Origin of the sequence: Mesorhizobium sp. M0633, from assembly GCF_040320645.1 — a bacterium.
Lineage (GTDB): Bacteria > Pseudomonadota > Alphaproteobacteria > Rhizobiales > Rhizobiaceae > Mesorhizobium.
On sequence record NZ_JAMYQC010000046.1, the window covers coordinates 23,626 to 40,786 of the forward strand.

At 60.2% G+C, this 17,161-nt stretch carries 18 protein-coding genes; 6 read left to right on the forward strand and 12 right to left on the reverse strand.

All coding sequences use genetic code 11. From position 1 onward, the window contains the following. Positions 1 to 3: 3 nt before the first annotated feature. Entirely contained in the window at positions 4 to 1,953 is a 1,950-nt protein-coding gene (locus NKI47_RS31245; RefSeq protein WP_352594999.1) for a CHASE2 domain-containing protein, read from the reverse strand. Between the two features lie 209 nt (positions 1,954 to 2,162). Here NKI47_RS31245 and NKI47_RS31250 point away from each other — a divergent pair, with 209 nt between their 5' ends. Further along, complete coding sequence (locus tag NKI47_RS31250) at positions 2,163 to 3,704, forward strand: caspase family protein (RefSeq protein ID WP_051406215.1); 1,542 nt, start codon at positions 2,163 to 2,165, stop codon at positions 3,702 to 3,704. A gap of 57 nt (positions 3,705 to 3,761) precedes the next feature. Here NKI47_RS31250 and NKI47_RS31255 read toward each other — a convergent pair whose 3' ends face one another. Beyond that, on the reverse strand, positions 3,762 to 4,154 hold the full coding sequence (locus NKI47_RS31255; protein ID WP_031212493.1) for a hypothetical protein: 393 nt from the start codon (positions 4,152 to 4,154) through the stop codon (positions 3,762 to 3,764). A gap of 401 nt (positions 4,155 to 4,555) precedes the next feature. Further along, entirely contained in the window at positions 4,556 to 4,738 is a 183-nt protein-coding gene (locus NKI47_RS31260; protein ID WP_352595001.1) for a hypothetical protein, read from the reverse strand. Between the two features lie 461 nt (positions 4,739 to 5,199). Here NKI47_RS31260 and NKI47_RS31265 point away from each other — a divergent pair, with 461 nt between their 5' ends. The 3 genes from NKI47_RS31265 (at position 5,200) to NKI47_RS31275 (ending at position 6,499) form a co-directional block, all read left to right on the forward strand. Beyond that, positions 5,200 to 5,487, forward strand: a complete 288-nt coding sequence (locus NKI47_RS31265) for a hypothetical protein (protein WP_023679221.1) — start codon at positions 5,200 to 5,202, stop codon at positions 5,485 to 5,487. Positions 5,488 to 5,870: 383 nt separating this feature from the next. Then, on the forward strand, positions 5,871 to 6,116 hold the full coding sequence (locus NKI47_RS31270) for a type II toxin-antitoxin system Phd/YefM family antitoxin (RefSeq protein WP_352579659.1): 246 nt from the start codon (positions 5,871 to 5,873) through the stop codon (positions 6,114 to 6,116). Then, positions 6,113 to 6,499 carry a type II toxin-antitoxin system VapC family toxin gene (locus NKI47_RS31275; RefSeq protein ID WP_352595005.1) on the forward strand — a complete coding sequence of 129 codons (387 nt, stop codon included), beginning with the start codon at positions 6,113 to 6,115 and terminating at the stop codon, positions 6,497 to 6,499. Before NKI47_RS31270 ends, NKI47_RS31275 begins: the two co-directional genes overlap by 4 nt. A gap of 37 nt (positions 6,500 to 6,536) precedes the next feature. On the opposite strand, the gene NKI47_RS31280 is transcribed toward NKI47_RS31275, so the two are convergent. The 9 genes from NKI47_RS31280 to NKI47_RS31320 all read right to left on the reverse strand — a co-directional run bounded on the left by NKI47_RS31280 (position 6,537) and on the right by NKI47_RS31320 (position 15,765). Continuing rightward, positions 6,537 to 7,367, reverse strand: a complete 831-nt coding sequence (locus NKI47_RS31280) for a BtpA/SgcQ family protein (protein ID WP_352595008.1) — start codon at positions 7,365 to 7,367, stop codon at positions 6,537 to 6,539. Next, complete coding sequence (locus NKI47_RS31285) at positions 7,364 to 8,272, reverse strand: ribokinase (protein ID WP_352595011.1); 909 nt, start codon at positions 8,270 to 8,272, stop codon at positions 7,364 to 7,366. The genes NKI47_RS31280 and NKI47_RS31285 overlap by 4 nt, the downstream gene beginning before the upstream one ends. 3 nt (positions 8,273 to 8,275) lie before the next feature. Further along, positions 8,276 to 9,046 (reverse strand): glutamine amidotransferase, encoded by a 771-nt coding sequence (locus NKI47_RS31290; RefSeq protein ID WP_352595014.1) that lies wholly within the window; start codon positions 9,044 to 9,046, stop codon positions 8,276 to 8,278. 27 nt (positions 9,047 to 9,073) lie between these two features. Further along, positions 9,074 to 10,159, reverse strand: a complete 1,086-nt coding sequence (locus tag NKI47_RS31295; RefSeq protein ID WP_352595017.1) for a phosphotriesterase family protein — start codon at positions 10,157 to 10,159, stop codon at positions 9,074 to 9,076. Between the two features lie 4 nt (positions 10,160 to 10,163). After that, the gene (locus NKI47_RS31300; RefSeq protein WP_352595020.1) at positions 10,164 to 11,168 is read right to left on the reverse strand and encodes an ABC transporter permease; all 1,005 of its coding nucleotides are present in this window, start codon (positions 11,166 to 11,168) and stop codon (positions 10,164 to 10,166) included. Further along, positions 11,165 to 11,962: an ATP-binding cassette domain-containing protein gene (locus NKI47_RS31305; protein WP_352542621.1), complete on the reverse strand. Its 798-nt coding sequence runs from the start codon at positions 11,960 to 11,962 to the stop codon at positions 11,165 to 11,167. The genes NKI47_RS31300 and NKI47_RS31305 overlap by 4 nt, the downstream gene beginning before the upstream one ends. A gap of 74 nt (positions 11,963 to 12,036) precedes the next feature. Further along, complete coding sequence (locus NKI47_RS31310) at positions 12,037 to 12,975, reverse strand: ABC transporter substrate-binding protein (RefSeq protein ID WP_352492992.1); 939 nt, start codon at positions 12,973 to 12,975, stop codon at positions 12,037 to 12,039. Between the two features lie 116 nt (positions 12,976 to 13,091). Further along, the gene (locus NKI47_RS31315) at positions 13,092 to 13,703 is read right to left on the reverse strand and encodes a cupin domain-containing protein (protein WP_023679230.1); all 612 of its coding nucleotides are present in this window, start codon (positions 13,701 to 13,703) and stop codon (positions 13,092 to 13,094) included. Positions 13,704 to 15,426: 1,723 nt separating this feature from the next. Continuing rightward, positions 15,427 to 15,765, reverse strand: coding sequence for an NAD-binding protein (locus NKI47_RS31320; protein ID WP_352595023.1), 339 nt, complete (start codon positions 15,763 to 15,765; stop codon positions 15,427 to 15,429). 40 nt (positions 15,766 to 15,805) lie between these two features. Between NKI47_RS31320 and NKI47_RS31325 the strand changes: the two genes are divergently transcribed. Together NKI47_RS31325 and NKI47_RS31330 are read left to right on the forward strand one after the other, a co-directional pair. Next, the gene (locus NKI47_RS31325; RefSeq protein ID WP_352595026.1) at positions 15,806 to 16,465 is read left to right on the forward strand and encodes a L,D-transpeptidase; all 660 of its coding nucleotides are present in this window, start codon (positions 15,806 to 15,808) and stop codon (positions 16,463 to 16,465) included. A gap of 10 nt (positions 16,466 to 16,475) precedes the next feature. Further along, on the forward strand, positions 16,476 to 16,988 hold the full coding sequence (locus NKI47_RS31330; RefSeq protein ID WP_352595029.1) for an OmpA family protein: 513 nt from the start codon (positions 16,476 to 16,478) through the stop codon (positions 16,986 to 16,988). Positions 16,989 to 17,161 lie beyond the last annotated feature (173 nt).

Below are 17,161 nucleotides of genomic sequence, written 5' to 3' on the forward strand. Positions count from 1 at the left end.
GTTTTACTTGCCTTCAAGATAGATCCTATCGCCAGCCTCACCCTGCTTCAGTCTTCCAAGGTGATAAGCAACGAGGCCATCGTTGGGATATTGAATGGCCAGCGATGCAAAGGCAGCAGCGGCAGTCTTGTCACGCGCGGACATCAGCAAATAAGCTTGCGAGTAAGCCTCCACCATCTCGCGATTCATACGCCCGTCCTCCAGCAACTCGAAGGCTGAGATCCACTCAGTCTTGCCTTTCAGACACAACACACCGGATGGCCGAAGCAGGTAGTCATCGGAAGAGTTCGCCACCTCCTCGCTGATGCAGTTCATGGTACCTAGAAACTTGTTCGCGCCTTCGAGCCTGGCAGCGGTGTTCACCGTATCGCCCATGGCCGTGTAGTTGAAGAATCGATTGCCCCCAAAATTTCCGACAACTGCAGGTCCTCGATGGACGCCGATACGAGTGACGCCAACGTCGTGGCCTCTAGACTTTACATCTGTCCGAAATCTTCGAGACATCGCGACGGTAGCGAGCGTTAGTTTTAGGGCCCTTTCGGCTTGGTCCTCCTGCACACCCGGTGCACCAAAAAAACCAATGACTGCATCGCCTATCAGTTTGTCTATCGTGGCTCCATGTTCAATGAAGAGACCACAAACCGCATCGAGGTATTCATTCAGAACCGTAGCAAATACCTCTGGTTCCGTCCGTTCGCCCAAACTGGTGAACCCCTCAAGGTCGGTGAACACGCACGTTATCAAGCGTTCGGATCCGCCGAGGCGCAGTGACGCCGGCTTGCTGACTAGCTCTGCCACGACTGCCGGGCTGAGATACTGAGAGAACGCGTTCTGGACGAAACGCCTTTCTTTCGAGTCCCGGTGCCATGCCAGAATTGCGACGAATCCGGAGAGCCCTAGCAGCAGCATCGACGGCGCGACCATTGGTAACAGAATCCCGGCCTTGGCAAACGCGGTTGCTTCTAAGATCAAAACCGAAACGACTGCGCCGATGATGACCATAGGTTTCACCAGCACTGATATGCGGAGCCAAGCGACCCAGATGCAGAGCGCCGTCGCGAGAACGAAGGGCCCAAACGCCGCCACCGCCCCCGGCGTAATGATTTTGTCGCCCTTGATCAATCTCGCCAGCGCATTGGCATGAATAACGACACCCGGCAGCGCTCCGGCAACAGAGCCGTTCAGCACGGCAAAGGGGGTTGCATGACGATCCTGCAGCGGGAGGTCGACGCCGATCAAAACGAACTTCCCGGCGAACCAGGCCGGGGGCGCGAAAGCGGCGGCGTGTGCCGGATATATTGTCCATCGTGCCGGATGAATGCCTGTAGCCCGATAGTAGACCATCTTCTCCGCAGCTTGCGATGCCGATATGCCGGCGGTCTGCGCGAGCGCTGATGCAAAGCTAGGTTGCCAGTTGCCATTCACCACGCGCCCTGGAAATTCTTCCCGCACAACCGCGTCGACCCTATCATGAGACAGGGCGGCCAGTCCGCGGATGGCGCTTGGCGCGAAGCGACTAAGATACGACAGTTGCTTGTCGGTAAGGTCGTCCTCGTGTGATGCAGATGCGACAATTACCGGACTTTCGGCCGCCTCGATAACCTCAGCTAGGCGCCGATCCTTTTCTGCCTCGGTTGGCTGATCGAAAAGCAAGTCAATGCCTATTGTTCTCGGATGAGCCTTATCGATTCTCTGCACAAGGTCGGCCAAGGCACCCCGATCCAGCGGCGATCTATAGGGAAACCTTTCCAATGTCTGCTCTGTGATCGTTACGATCACAATGTCTGTCGGGGGCGCGACGAAGGGCGAGATGGTCGTCATCAAGACGTCGCGCAGCAGTTTCTCGCCTGAGGGAGAGAATGTGGCAATGCAGGCGCCCAGAATGAAAAAGAATCCGAGCGACGCGAGAAGGCGCCCTTTTTGAACGATTCCGATCGGCGTGAAGACGGCCAAGCTGCGTGCAATTCGTTTCGGTGTCTATCGGCGTGAATCTACACAGCATAGACCGCTGACGAACTGTGGGCTAGCGGTGGGCCCTTCGCTAGATCCGCTGGACTTGACACTGCGAAGCACCGGGCTCAGTCTCGCAAGTCTGCTCCGGTTTTATCCTGTCCATCGACTGGTGAATCCGCTGCATGAGCTGAGACTAAGGATATACAGCCATGATGGCGCTTCGCTTCGCCATTGCGCTTCTTCTAGTTTCGCTGAGCGCCCAAGCGTGGGCAGAACGGCGCGTCGCGCTGGTCATCGGTAATTCTGCCTATAGATACGCGGTTCCACTTTCCAATCCAAAAAATGATGCGGTGGATATGACCGCAAAACTGCAGGCGTTGGGCTTTGAGGTGGTTGCAGGCGAGGACCTCGATCTGAGCGGGATGCGCGGCACGGTTCGAGATTTCATCGGCAAGCTGGATGGTGCCGACATGGCGCTTCTCTTCTATGCCGGCCATGGCGTCCAGGTGAACGGCACCAACTACATGGCTCCCGTTGATGCGCGCCTATCCACATATAACGACCTCGACTTCGAAGCCGTGCCCATGGACCTCGTCTTGTCGGCCATGGAGCGAACCACGAAGGTCAACCTGGTATTTTTGGATGCTTGCCGGGACAGTCCTTTCTCACAGAACCTTGGGCGCTCGATGGGTACGCGATCAGGGTCGGTCGGTCGGGGCTTGGCAAAGCTAGGCACGGGCGTTGGATCGCTCATAGCCTTTGCAACGCAGCCCGGGAACGTTGCGCTGGACGGCGAGGGAAGGAACTCGCCGTTCACATCTGCGCTGCTGAAGAATCTTGGTACGCCTGGCCAGGACATCTCCCGCGACCTCATCAACGTCCGTAGGGATGTGCTTGAAGCAACCGACGGCAAGCAAGTGCCATGGGACAACTCCTCGCTGACGGGCGACGTCATTTTACAACCGTTGTCCGGAAACACCGCTGTCACGGCGGGTGCGAAAGGAGGGGACGTAGAAGTCGCCTATTGGGAGACCATCAAGGAAAAAACGGACAAGCGCTTCTTTGAGGCCTATCTCAGACAGTATCCAAGCGGCGCCTTTGCGGCGTTAGCCAGCTTGAAGATCGACGAGATCGAACAGGCAGCAACAGATCGTGGCAAAGCCCCCTCGATTTCCATCGAGGGCGTGGAGGTTGCAGAAGCTCATCCTGATTTAGATGTGACGCAAGCTTTGGCTGATCCGCGCGCGTTGACAAAGGCAACGCAAACAGAGCTAACGCGAGTCGGCTGCCTTGTCGGACAGGCAGACGGCAAATGGGGACCGGGAAGTCGGAAAGCTCTTCAAGCCTTTGCCGAGCAGCGGGGATTGAAGCTTGCCAGCCTGGAGCCGACGAAAGAGGTGTTGCGCGCAATCAAGAATATCCCAGAACGTGTCTGCGCTCCGGTCAAGGTAAAGGCTTTTGATGGCGCGTGGGCACTGACGCGGCGCGCAGGTAATTCCGCCTGCGATTACACTGAACAGTCAACGACAATCTTTATCGATGGAACGGAAATTTCCGCGATGGTGCCTTTGGCCGGAACAATCACCGCCGACGGGGCATTCGACATCTATTTAAGTTTCGTCGATGACGATGGTGCGCCAAGGCAAAACCATATCATCGGCAGGCTTCAAGGTGCGAAAGGCAGCGGTGAGTTTTCTCGAGTCGGAGGCGAGTGTGCAGGTGTCGTAAGACTTGACAAGCGTACTGAATAGGGCCGGCATTTGCGGGTCCGTGCAAACGCCGACCAAACCATTCGGACGTGGTCCGTCTCATTGAACCAACGTTGAAGTCGCGTGGACTTTGCCGTCGTCGCGCACCTCGTAAAATTTGTCGTTGTCAATGTAGATAAGATGACAAACTGGTTTACCTTGGTCTTGTGAACAGGCCTTGTCACCGTCGAAAGTCAAGGGAACTTTGACCTTTATCTTAGTTTTGTTGTTCACCAAAGCTTCGCCAATGATCTGTTTTTTCTTCCAGTTCCAGACAAGAGTGGCAGTTATGGCAGCTCCAGCGTCGTATATAATTACATTTACCTTTTTCCCATTAGCAAAAGTCTTAAATTCTTCCATCGATGCTTTCTTCGCGCTACTTGGTAGATCCTCGGCCCAAGCGGACATAGCAAGTGAAAACGTAGCTGCGACAACAAGCGATAACAGTTTCATCCTATCCTCCCCATCCCCCGCCGGTTTGACTGACATGTCTATATATTCTTAAGCGAGGAGACTGAAAATTATCATGATAACAAGCTTTCAAGAAGCGGAAATCAGCGCGTCCTAGATGTCGTTGGGTACATTTGCTCAAGTTGAGCGAAGCCGCACATTCTAGCATGTTCCCTAGGATTTGCGCTTAAGCCAACGCGTTCTCGGTGTTTACAATGCGCAGGCCGCCCGAGCGTGTGATGCGCGGTGTTTGGATTGCGAGCCTCATTGCACTTACCGCCGCCTATCTTGCCGACCAAGCGGGCCCTGAGGGCATCGTCTCGAAGCGTGCCGACAGCCCGTATCGAAGCGGCCCGACGACGAATTGGCTGAAGACGAAGAGCTTCACAGACCAGGAATACGAACTATTGGGCGTCGAGCGCGAGCCGGGCAAGGCGGCATTCGCCTTGCTGGCGAAGCCCGGTACCGGAAAAATATGCCGGTTCGGCCTTCATCACCTTGAACCAGGAGATGCGCGAACGGCTGTGGAAGCGTGTCCAAGAGCACGCCGGGCCACCGCCGAAGGGCATAAAGCGGCCGGCGACCATGGGTCAGGCCGGGGTGAAAGCCCACGTCAAGCATCTACGGGGCGAGTTCGGATTTCGCCACGCCTCACTGCAGGATTCAGAGAGGAGTGATACCTCCAGCGAACACGGCACGAATTAGCCGGCCTCGCCTCGGACCTTCGACGCCAGTGTGCCAGCATGATTGTTTGTCGAGGAGCATTACTCAACGCGCTTTGGCCCGGGTCATTCTCGCACTCGACTTTTTACTGATTCCATGGGCGGATGGCCCCGTTGGGGGAGCCGCAGACGCGCTCGGCCGAAAGTGTCTGGCATTTGGTCCGAGATCGATCGGGTCGAAGCCAATTTCCGCCTGCCGCGCTTCACGCTATTGCAAGACATTCAAATTTGAGCTTCCGCACTCATGCTTTGTCGAGAGTATCTCCGTAGGTTTTAGCCGTTCTGAATCGCCGTCGGCGACGATGACGACGAAATAGGAGAACGCAATGGCTCGCAATCACGTTGAACGTCTTGGAGAGTTTAGGGAAATCTTGGTCGCGACTCGACGCGAAGGAGTTCGTAACGTGCACCATACTCGCGACGCAATGCGGGCAAGTGGCTTTCAGATCGGGGACAGCGACGGCTCCAGCTACGGAGCCGAGCTGAAGGTGCTCCAAGAGGAAATTGAGGCAGTCGATCGCGCCATCGAAGACGAGAAGCGGTTGGCCCTGGCCCTCGAGAGCGCGGCTCAATCCCGCCGACCGACTAAACCGAGAATCGTGAAGGGAACATAGAGTCCGGTAAGGCCCTTGGCGCCCGTCGCGTCGATCGCCTTCGGTACAGTGTCGGGCTCGTCGCCGCCGTGGTGCAGCGCCCAAAGCGGACGTTTCGCTTTCGGCCCCTAGTACTGCGTAGAGCATCTGCTCGGCAAAAATCGCTCCTGTGAACTCCGACCTCGTATGGCGGACCAACAGGTTCGGCCAACATCAGGTGAGATGTAGTCCCAACAAACATGCAGTTCAGACAATCGATTACGCGTCTTTGTTGAAGTCGTGCCCTGCGGCCGATCCGAAAGGATCAGCCGCATCCGGCATCCATCACCTTCACTGACTGAAACACGCTTGAAAAAATCGGGCCCGTGTAGACTAAGTTGCATGGACTAAGTCAGAGGCCCGCAATGCGCACCGTCAATATCCACGAGGCCAAGACGCATCTGTCTCGTCTTGTCGACAGGGCGGCCAAAGGCGAATCCTTCATTATCGCCAAATCCGGCAAGCCGATGGTCAAGGTCGTTGCCATAGACGCACCTGCGGCCGGCGAAATGCGTCGGGTGGGGTTTATGGCCGGGCGGTTTTCAGTTCCGGACGATTTTGATCGCATGGCCGATGACGAAATCGAGAAGCTGTTTGGCGGCGATGCATGAAACTTCTTCTCGATACCCATCTTCTGCTCTGGGCGGCGGGCGAGCCCGAAAAGCTCCCGCCCGCAGCCCTCGCTGAGATCGAGAATGCCGATAACCACTTGACGTTCAGCGCCGCACGTCTCTGGGAGATTGCCTTTAAACGCGGTCTGGGCCGCCATGACTTCAGGGTCGATGCGCGTCTTTTACGTCGGGGCCAGATAGACAATGGCTATCATGAGCTGCCAATCACCGGCGAGCATGCCATTGCGGTGGAGGGGCTTCCACCCATCCACAAGGACCCCTTCGATCGGATCCTGATTGCTCAATCGATTGTGGAAGGCATTACTTTGCTGACCGTCGACGATCGGGCCGCGCGGTATCCTGCGCCCGTCCGTCGTCTCTGATCAAGCTGGACCGCAAGCCCCTTGGTAGGGTAGTCAGCTATCGCTTCAGACCACCCATGAAAGCCTTTACTCGAGCAGAGTCGACTTGGTTCCACCAGACGCCGTCGTGCTTCAGCGCGCTGGCGATGATGACCCCGTCGACAATGGCAAGGATATCATTGGCGTTATCCGGGGTGACACCGCTGCCGACCAGCGTCGGCAGGCCGGCGGCCTGCTTGATCATACTTATGTAGCCCAAATCCGCGGCGTGGCCGGTGCGCTGGCCAGTGGCGATGATGGCGTCGGCGTCGAAGAAGACCAGGTCCTTGACCAGTTCCTCCACCGGGCGGTCGGCGACGATGGCGTGTGCGCCGTGCTTGACATGGGCATCGGCGAAAATGCGGATGCCGTTGGCGCGCAGCCTGGCGCGATAGCGTGCCGCGCGGCCCGATTCGCCTTCGACAAAGCCCTCATTGGCGACGTAGGCATTCGCCCATTGATTGACTCGGACGAAGCCGGCGCCGGCTGCGCTGGCGATCGCCAGGGCCGGGATCGCGGCATTGGCCAGCACATTGATGCCGATCGGCCTGCCGAGTTCGCGGCGGATGCGGTCGGAAACGACCGCCATGTAGGCCGCCGTCTCCGGGCCGATATCATCAGGCTTGGCGAACGGGATGTCGCCATGGTTCTCGACGATGACGCCGTCGCAGCCGCCGTCGAGATAGGCCTTGGCGTCGTCGAGCCCGCGCCGGTAGATCGCCTCGATAGCTTCGCCGTCATAGCGCGGCGCGCCGGGCAGCGGCGCCAGATGAACGACGCCGATCACCACCTTTGTGCGGCCGAAAAGGTCCACGAGCGCGTCGCCGCCAGATTGGCCGACCTGGGTCATGAGAGCTCCATTTGATCGATGAGCGCCGCCATCTCGGAGGCGGAAGGACAGGATGCCAGTGTGCCCGGCCGTGTCACGGCGATTGCGGCGGCGGCGAGCGCCAGCTTCAGCGCCGAGATGACCGGCATGCCCCGGGCAAGCCCACCGGCCAGACAGCCGCAGAACACATCGCCCGCGCCGCTGGTGTCGAGCGCTTCGACTCGCGGCCCCGGCAAGCGAAGCGGTTCCGTCCGGTCCGTGCCAAGCACGATACAGCCTGCGGCACCGAGGGTGATTACGACGGTGCCTGCGCCTTTGGCCACCAGCGCGCCAGCGGCTGCTGTCATGTCATCCCGGCCGGTCAAGATTTGCGCTTCGGATTGGTTGACCACCAAAACCTCCGCCAGGCCGAGATCGGGCAGCGAGGCCGTGTCGATCGGGCTGGCGTTGAGAACGGTGCGCGCACCGTTTTCCTTTGCTGCTCTGAGGCAGGCATTGGTCACGGCAGTTCGCAAATTTCCCTGGCAGACGAGGATGTCGCCGGGGGCGATCCAGCGGACAAGTGCTGTCTGCGTCACCGGATCGAAGGCTTCGCTGCAGGCGACGCCGCTGACGATGAAATTCTCTCCGCCTTTATCGACGACGATGGTCGAGCGGTCGCTCGGCAGCTCGAATTCGCTCACCTCGAGGTCTGACAGCTCGCCGTCAAGGCGGCTCCTCATCCACGCGCCAGCGGGGTCCTTGCCGAGCGCCGTCCAGAACGTCACCTCTGCACCAGTCCGTGCTGCTGCGACCGCCTGGTTGGCGCCCTTGCCGCCGAGCCCGTCGGCATAGCTCACAGCATTCAAAGTCTCGCCCGGGGCAGGGAAGCGGCCGACGCGAAACACGGTATCGACGCAGGCATTGCCGACGACGTGGACATGCATGGCTCAGCTCTCACCGGTCGCCCAGCCCAGCATCTGTTCGAACAGGGTCTTGTAGCCTGGCCAGGCGATGAATTGCGGCGGCAGCCAATGCGGCCCGACATCGGATGTCCAGGCCACGGTGCGGCCCTTGCCGTAACGGCCGGTGACAAGCAGCGGCAGCGAGCCATAATCCGACGACACACTGGCCAGGACCTCGGCCCCATCCTTCAGCGTCACCTCGTTAAAACCGAGCAGGATCGGCCAGTCCGAGCCGAGGCCCCTGAGGATGGGATGGCTCGACCCTGGTTTCGGCACCGGCGCAAAACCTTCGGGAACCTCGACGCGGTCGTCGTAGGCCAGGCAATTCACCGGCAGCACGTCCTCGACCGGCGTCTTGCGGTAGCGCGCGCCGCCATTGATGCCTTGGAAGCTGTAGTAACCGCCGAACATCAATAGACCGCCGCCGCCGCTGACGTAATCGCGGAGCAGGCGCAGGCGGTTCGGCGTCGGCTTGGAGTGGACCCAGGTGTCGGGATGCAGCAGCAGCGTGTTGGCGCCGATGTCGGAGAGCACGACCGCGTCATAGGCCGACAGCGCCTCTATGGTCTGTGGAAAGCCGCGCTGCGCCTCATGCGCCGGCATGAACGTGACGTCGAAGTCGGTCGCCTTCAGCGCGCCCAGCAACTCGTCTGCGCCGGTGTGGTAGGTAACGGTCGGAAACTGGTCGAAACCCTTGATATGGGTCGCGGTCGACACCCAGGATTCGCCGGCAAGCAGGATCTTCTTCTTGGACATTTGAACTCCAGTGTAATTCCAGGCCGCTTAGAGCCGCGCGAATACGCTTTTCGGATTGACGATCAGCATGCGGTCGATGGCCGGCTGCTCGACGCCGCGTTTCAGGCGCGGTATGAAATGCTTCAGGATATAGCCATAGCCGAAGCCGCCGAAGCGCGTCAGCATGATCTTGAGGAACACATCCTGCGACAACAGCAGGCGGTCGCCGAAGCCCGCCTCGACAAGGGCGGCGATGGCGCGTGCATTCTCCTCGTCGGAGGGCGATTGCGCGTCCTGGTCGGCGTAATAATAGTCCATGCCGATCATGTCGTATTCGAGGAACGCGCCGCGCCGGGCGAGGCTTTTCTGGTAGTCGGGATCGTCGTGGCTCGGGTTCATGTGGCAGAGCACGGTGTGGCGAAGATCGGCGCCTTCGGCCTCGACGATATCGAGCACCTCGTGCGCCAGCCGCTCCCAGCCAGGCAGATGGATCGACAGCGGCACGCCGGTTATGCGCGAGGCGCGCGCCGAAGCCCGCAGCGACTTGCGTTCCTCCGCGGTGAAATCCTTGCTGACGCCGACTTCGCCGATCAGCCCGGCCATGATCGGCGGCTGCGTCTCGCCGCCGCCGACATCGTTGACGATGAACTCGGTCACGGCGTCCACATCCATCGCCTTCAGCCATTCGGGATGGGTGTGCTCGAGATAGAAGCCGGTGCCCATGACGATCTTCAGGCCGGACATGCGGCTGATGCGGGCGAGCTTTTCGGGGTCGCGGCCGATGCCGATATTGGTGGCATCGACCACGGTGTGGCCGCCCAGCGCGCGATAGCGCTGCAGCTCCGACAGCGCCAGGTCGGCGTCGTCGAGCGAAACGTTGTCGCGGTTGACGTAAGGGTTCATGCGCAACTCGCCGATGATCTCGATGTTCACCGGCTGCTCGGCGATCGCCATGTCGTCGGGATGGCAGGGGCATTTCCAGCTGCGCGCGCCGTCGAGCAAGATGTGCTCGTGCATCAGCGTAATGCCCATCTCCTCGACCGGAACCGGGCCGAGCACGGTCATTACATGGCCGGTTTCGACCCCGATTGGCAGCCGCCGCCTGGGCACCGCGTCATCGAACAGATCGCTCATCGGCTCAACGGCTCCGCACGGCGCCGCGAAACAGGCGGAAGTTCAGCCAGATCGCGATCAGGATGATCGTTCCAGTGACTATCGGCGTCAGGAAAGGCGACAGATGCGCTAGGATCAGGCCGTTGCCGATGACGGCCACGGTCAGCGCGCCGAGCACCGTGCCGATGATCGTTCCGCGGCCGCCGAACAGGCTGGTGCCGCCGAGCACGACGGCGGCGATGACTTCCAGCTCGAAACCCTGGCCGGCATTCGAAGATCCCGATCCAAGCCGGGCAGCAATAATGATCCCGGCAAGGGCTGCCGCGGTGGCGGAAATCACATAGACGAAGAGCGTCGTCAGCCGCGTGTTGACGCCGGCGCGCCGCACCGCCTCGGCATTGGCGCCGATACCGGTGACATAGCGGCCGAATGGCGTCTCGTTGAAGGCGAGATAGGCGATGGCCAGGATCGCCAGCGCGATCAGCGCCGGCACCGGCACGCCAAGGAACCAGGCGCGGCCCAGCATGGTGAAAGCGCTTCCTGGCTCGATCGGGATGGAATAGCCGCCGGTGATCAGCAGCGCCACGCCACGGATCACCGAAAGCCCGGCCAGCGTGACGATGAAGGACGGGATGCCCTCATAGGCAATGAAATAGCCCTGTATCGCCCCAAGCAGGGCACCGAGCGCCAACATGGCGAGGATAACGACTGGCCACGGCAGGCCAAACTGCAAAAGCGTCGCCGACAGCGTCGCCACCAGCGCCAGCACGGAGCCGACCGAAAGATCGATGCCGCCAGTGGTGATGACGAAAGTCATTGCCGCGGCGACGATCAGCAGCGGCGCCGACTGCCGCAGGATGTTCAACAGATTGGGCGATGTCAGAAACGCGTCGGTCGCAACCGAGAAGATGATGCAGACGACCAGAAAGAACAGCGCGATCGAGACGACGCTGCCGTTGGCGAGCAGCGCATCGCGCCAGGTGCCCCTGCGTATTCGTGAGGGCTGGGCGGTGTGGATCGCGTCACTCATGCCGGCGCTCCGCCGCGATAGCCATTGGTGGCGGAACGCGCACTGAACTTGCGGCCGACGATCAGATTGACCACGTCTTCGATATTGGTGTCGCCGATCAGCCGCTCGGCGACATTGCGCCCTTCATACATGACCTGAATGCGATCGCAGACGAGGAAGAGATCCTGCAGCCGGTGGGTGATCAGAATGACGCTGACACCGCGCGCACTGACCGCGCGGATCAGTTCGAGCACCGCCTCGACTTCGGCCACGGCAAGCGCTGCCGTCGGCTCGTCCATGATCAGCACCGCCGGCTCGAACGAGGCGGCGCGGCCGATCGCGATCGACTGGCGCTGCCCGCCTGAGAGGTTTTCAACCTTGAGCCGCGTGTCGGCAATGACGATACCAAGCCGATCGAGCATCTGGCGCGTCTCGTCGTGCATGCGCTTCTTGTCGAGAAAAGAAATGCCTGCGATGCGGCGGCGCGGCTCGCGGCCAAGAAACAGATTGCCGGCAACATCGACCGTGTCGCACAGCGACAGGTCCTGGTAGACCATCTCGACGCGCGCCGCACGTGCGTCCGCCGGCGAGCTGAAGATCACCGGCTTGCCGTCGATCTCGATGGTGCCGGCGTCGGGAACCACTGCCCCCGACAGCACCTTGCTCAATGTCGACTTGCCGGCGCCATTGTCGCCGACCAGCCCCAGCACCTCGCCCGGCTTCAGCGTCAGCGACACGTCATCGAGCGTCTGGATGGCGTTGTAGCGCTTTGAGATGCCGCTCATCCGCACCCGATAGGTCTGGCCACTGCTCATCTGGGATTCCACGCGATTGCAAGGTGTCCGCGGCGCAGCCTCAGGCGGCGCCGCGGCTCGGTCGCCGACGCAGTTTACTTGAACATCGCGCGGTATTGGTCGACATTCTTCTTGGTCACGATCGTCACCGGGATATTGATGATCGGATCGATTTTCTCGCCCTTCTTGAGCTTGCCCAGCGCTTCGACCGCGGCCTTGCCTTCGCCGGCCGGATCCTGCTGCACGACCGCCACCACCCAGCCGTCGTCGATGCCCTGAACGGCCTGCTTGGTCAGATCCCAGCCGAATACCTTGACGTCGCCGGTGCGGCCCTGGCTGGTCACCGCCGAAACGGCGCCGAGCAAGGCCGGCTCTCCGGTCGCATAGAGCGAGTTCATGTCCGGGTTGGCGGTCATCAGGTTTTCCGAAGCGCTCAACGCGGTCTCCTGAACGTTCTGGCCGTCGACCGTGTCGAGGAAGGTGACGGCCTGGCCGCTTTCGGTGACCGCCTTCTTGAAGCCGTCGAGCCGCTGGTTCTGGATGAATGAATTGAGTGCGCCGACGATACCGATCTTGGCCTTGCCGCCCATCTCGGTCTTCACATAGTCGGCGTAGAATTTGCCGATGTCCTCGCCGGCCTTGGTGTTGTCGACACCGATGAACGAAATATTGTCGCCGTCGGGGATCTGCGCGTCGATGGCTATGACGGGAATGCCGGCCGCCTTGGCTGCAGTGATCGCAGGCTTGACGCCGTTGACGTCGATGGCGACCAGAATGATGCCGTCGACTTTCTGCGTGATGTAGTTCTCGATCGCGTCGTTCTGCGCGCTCGGCACATTGTTGGCGTTGAAAATGACCAGCTTGGCGCCAGCGGCGTCGGCTGCCTTTTGCGCGCCCTCGTTGATCTGGTTGAAGAACAGGGCCTGCTGGTTGATGTTGACGAGAGCGAACGTATCGGCAAGCGCCGATCCCATGGCTGCCGAGCCCATGGCAATGGCGGCGGCACAGCCGGCGAGAAGTTTGAACAGACGCATTTCGGTTCCCCTTGCTTGCGGACCAGACCTCGGCTGGTCCCGTTGGTGCTACAGGCACGAGGCAAGCATTCAAGAGACTTGAATATTTGTCAATCCAAATGAACGCAGAGCGTTGCTCAGAAAGTCGCCGGCGTGTTGACCCAGAAAATGCTAGCGCGTTCCTCGCCGATGTTGCGGTAATGATGCGGCAGCTCCGACCTGAACACGAAGGCATCACCCGTGGCGAGAGCATGGCTCTTGCCGTCGACGATCAGTTCGATCCGCCCGGCGAGCACGTAGCCGACTTCCTCGCCGGCATGCTGGATCGGACCTTCGCTCGAGCCCTCTGCCTCGATGTGATGAATGTTGCATTGTAAGAGGTGGCCAGGCGAATACGGGATGATGCGTTCGAGCGAAATTCCTTCGCCACGCCGTAGCGCGTCGAGAGCGATCAAAGGCCTTGCGCCCGCCCGGAATACGATCGCCTCGTCGTCGTCGACTTGCTCGAACATCCAGCCGATGTTGGTGTCGAGAACCTCGACCAGACGGTGAAGCATGGGCAGGGACGGTGAAGCCTTGCCGTTCTCGATCTTGGACAGCAGGCTTTCCGAGCAATTCGCAGCCGCGGCCAGCGTCTTCAGCGTCATGCCGCGTGTCTGGCGGGCGAGGCGCAGCCGAGTTCCAAGTCTTGCGGCATTTACGGTGGCGTCCGTTTCTGACTCTGGCCGCCGTCGATCGATTTTGTTCATCTGTTCGCCAACCATTCAACGGTCAAGGGCAACTATCGCGCGAGCAAAAGACCTCGGCTGACGATTTGCAAGTGCTGATGCGTCAAATTCGAGACTGCAGCCGCAGCTGCCTCCGGCGAATGCCGCTCCCGCATGAACCGTGCTGATGATCCAGCGCCAGTTATCCCCCTATCGCTTGGCTGTCCATGTGGTCGAAATCGCCAGCCGTTACCGCGTTTGCGTCACGTGGCGAGTGGACTTGGAACGACAATGCGGGCAAGGCGGGCCACGCAGCCAATCTACACAACCACGGCCGCGCCGACACGATAAAATCTGGACTGTCACCGAATTGCGGAGCGCGCCCAGAAGTCACCCGCGGCAGCGCCCCATGGAGTTACACCAGGCGCGCAGGCTCTCGATAGCCGCGACGTACTCAATGAAATCGCTGGGGCAGTCGCGTACCGCTTGAGCTTCGGCAATTTTGAAGAGAGTCCAACAGCATTAATGGACTAGCACCTTGCTTATGTAAGTTGCGGAAGCGACGCGCGGTTAATGCTTTAGAAGTATAGATACATCGACACGAGGTGCGAAGAAGCAACGCCAATACAACTGATTGGTTACAACATATTGATTTTCGCAGATATGGTATTGCCCGTCCGGGGATTCCTGTACACGGTCACGTGGGATGGTGAAATTATGCGGCAAATAAGTGTACCCGCCGTCTACCCTGGACCGCACCGAAGACCGAGGTATGGCGCGGCAATCTGAACCGCCGCAGCACTTGAATTTGGTCTGTGGGTCAATCTTATCTTCGTACCAATCATGGGCGTTAGCGGCTGTTGCGGCGGCGATACACATCGCCGTAAAGATGAGCCTTCGCATGGCATTCCTCAAGTATCTGGCAGGCGCTGCTCGTTGGGGTTTCAATGTATATTAGCGTTCCATTGAAAATACCATTGGCCTCCGACCGACTTAACGCAGCTCCAGCAAGCGACGCTCGCAACGGAAGACCGCATTGGTCACGTCAGGACGACACTTGCGTCGACCAAAGGTCAGCTCTTGTCGCTCCGGGTTGGAAACCCGACCGTCTGCTCTGCGCCTAAACTCAGACGTAGAGCGGGCCATTGCGACATCCCATAAGCGGAACCGGCTGCCGTGATGACAGTCAGCGTGTGATGGATCGGACAGACAACTAAACAAAATCAAAGAGTTATGGGCGCGCATGCAAAGCCTGCACACGAAAGTTCTGCTTTCTTTTCCACTTTCGTTCCTGCGACGGCGTCACCGTTTGGCCTTTTCAAACGCTTCTTTGCTGGCGGCCATCGCCGATCCCGCGAGTCTCCGCTCCGGGATATCCACGTTTCGTAGAATGCCAGCACCATGGCCGTCGAAGGAAACGGCAGGTCAGCGGCTTACGAGGAGTGCACTCCGGAGGCGTTAGCTATTCGGCTCATCCGCCAGCCGCCGAGAGCGGTGGAGTTCCCGATTGTATGGGGCGGGTACAGATCACCGCGAGCGGTAAATGCCAAGCACACAGGCTCGGAGAAGGCCGGATCCGCTTGGCGTGGGGTAAGAACGCCTGCGGACGGTCCTGACGGCCGCATCCAAATCCGTTTTGCTGTCCCCGAGTTCTTGAAGGACAGCTGCACCCAGGAGAAGGCTGGATCCGTCGTTTCGGGCATTACGGTTGTCGCGCCTTTCTCAAGCAGCTCTTGCACATGCATGTGGTGACGCGCCCGGACAATCACCGGGAGGTCCGGCAGTTGCGTCTCAGCGCCGCAAGAACCGATTTGGCTGCCTCGGGGTCGTCCAGAGTGATCACCAGGGCCTTTGCGCTGTCAATTTTCGCGGCGGCCACCATCTCCTCCTGCGAAGCGTTGCCTAAAAAGACCGGTAGACGTTCTTTCCGGGACCGCTCTACATTTTTGGCGTCGAGGTCGACTGCAACCCACCTGTATCCACGCTCGTCGAGCAATCTGCCGATCACCGGGCCTACCCGCCCGAACCCGGCAATGACGAACGTCCGGACACGGCGGACTGAAGCAACGCAGCATTTTCCACTTTGAGGCGAAATAATTCTCAACTATGGTCCGCCAGGCTTTAGGCATGAGGGGGAATTGCCGATGGTTTTGTCACGCAGGGGTGTCGTGCTCGGCGGCCTGGCGCTGGTCGCGGTGGGTGCAACCAGCAATATTGCTCAAGCCGCGGCGGCAAAATCCTTTTTCGCCGGTACCGCCAGCGACAACAATTTTGTCTATCGCAAGACCAATTTCGCCAAGATCGACAAGAGATGGCATCGCCAGATCGTCAAGTATTTCAGCAGCGAGCCGGTCGGCACCGTCGTGGTCGATACCCGCCACCATTTCCTCTACGTCATCATGGAAAACAAGACCGCCATCCGCTACGGCGTCGGCGTCGGCAAGGACGGCTTCAAATGGTACGGCCGCGCGACGATCGACCGCCGCGCGCTGTGGCCGCAATGGGTCCCGCCCCCCGAAATGCGTAAGCGCAGGCCGGACCTACCGCCCATGGTCGCAGGCGGCGCGTCCAACAATCCGCTCGGGCCGCGCGCGCTCTATCTGCACCGCAACGGCGCCGACACCGGCTACCGCCTGCATGGCACGCTGGAGCCATGGAGCATCGGCACCGACGCTTCCAGCGGCTGCATCCGCATGTTCCCGGAAGACATCATCGACCTCTACCAGCGCTGCCCGATCGGCACCGCGGTGCAGGTCCTGCCGCACATCGCCGATCAGGCGCCCGCTTCCACCACTGTCGAATGATTGGCGCCTCATGAACCGCATGATTGAAAACACGCGCCGGCTGCTCGCCGCGGGCCTGCTGGTGCTGGCCGCATCCTGCTCGACCAGCAACACGCTGGCCCCTTCCACGCCCGACGTCACCAACACCGAGGTTGCCGGCTTCCAGAATGTGCAGCCGGGCAGCGAGGAGGATTTTATCCTCAATGTCGGCCGCCGCACCTATTTCACGCAAGGTTCGGCCGCGCTCGATTCTGTCGCCAAGGCCACCCTCGACACCCAGATCGCCTGGCTAGCAAAGCATCCGCGCTGGCTGCTCAAGCTGCAGGGTTTCGCCGACGATCCCGGCGCAAGTGAAATGGCGCTGTCGCAGCAGCGCGCCGATGCGGTGATGGACTACCTCGCCGCCGGCGGCATAGACCGCAACCGCATGTGGGCCAAGGGCTACGGCAAGGACAGGCTCGTCCGCGAGTGCCCCGACACCGCCTGCAGGTCGCAGAACCGCCGCGTTGTGTCTAATTTGCGCGATGTGAGGGACGAGCCCTAGGGGGGTGCTGTTTTGCTTGTGACCCGAAGCAGAGTCTCACACGCGACGGCGGCATGGCTGCTTTGCGCCTATGAACGAACCCGCTCGCGGGAGGGGCGCGGGGTTTGAGGCGTGAGCTTCGTTGGCAGCGTCGGTGAGGCTTTAATCGATCAGGGGTGACGGACGGCCATCGG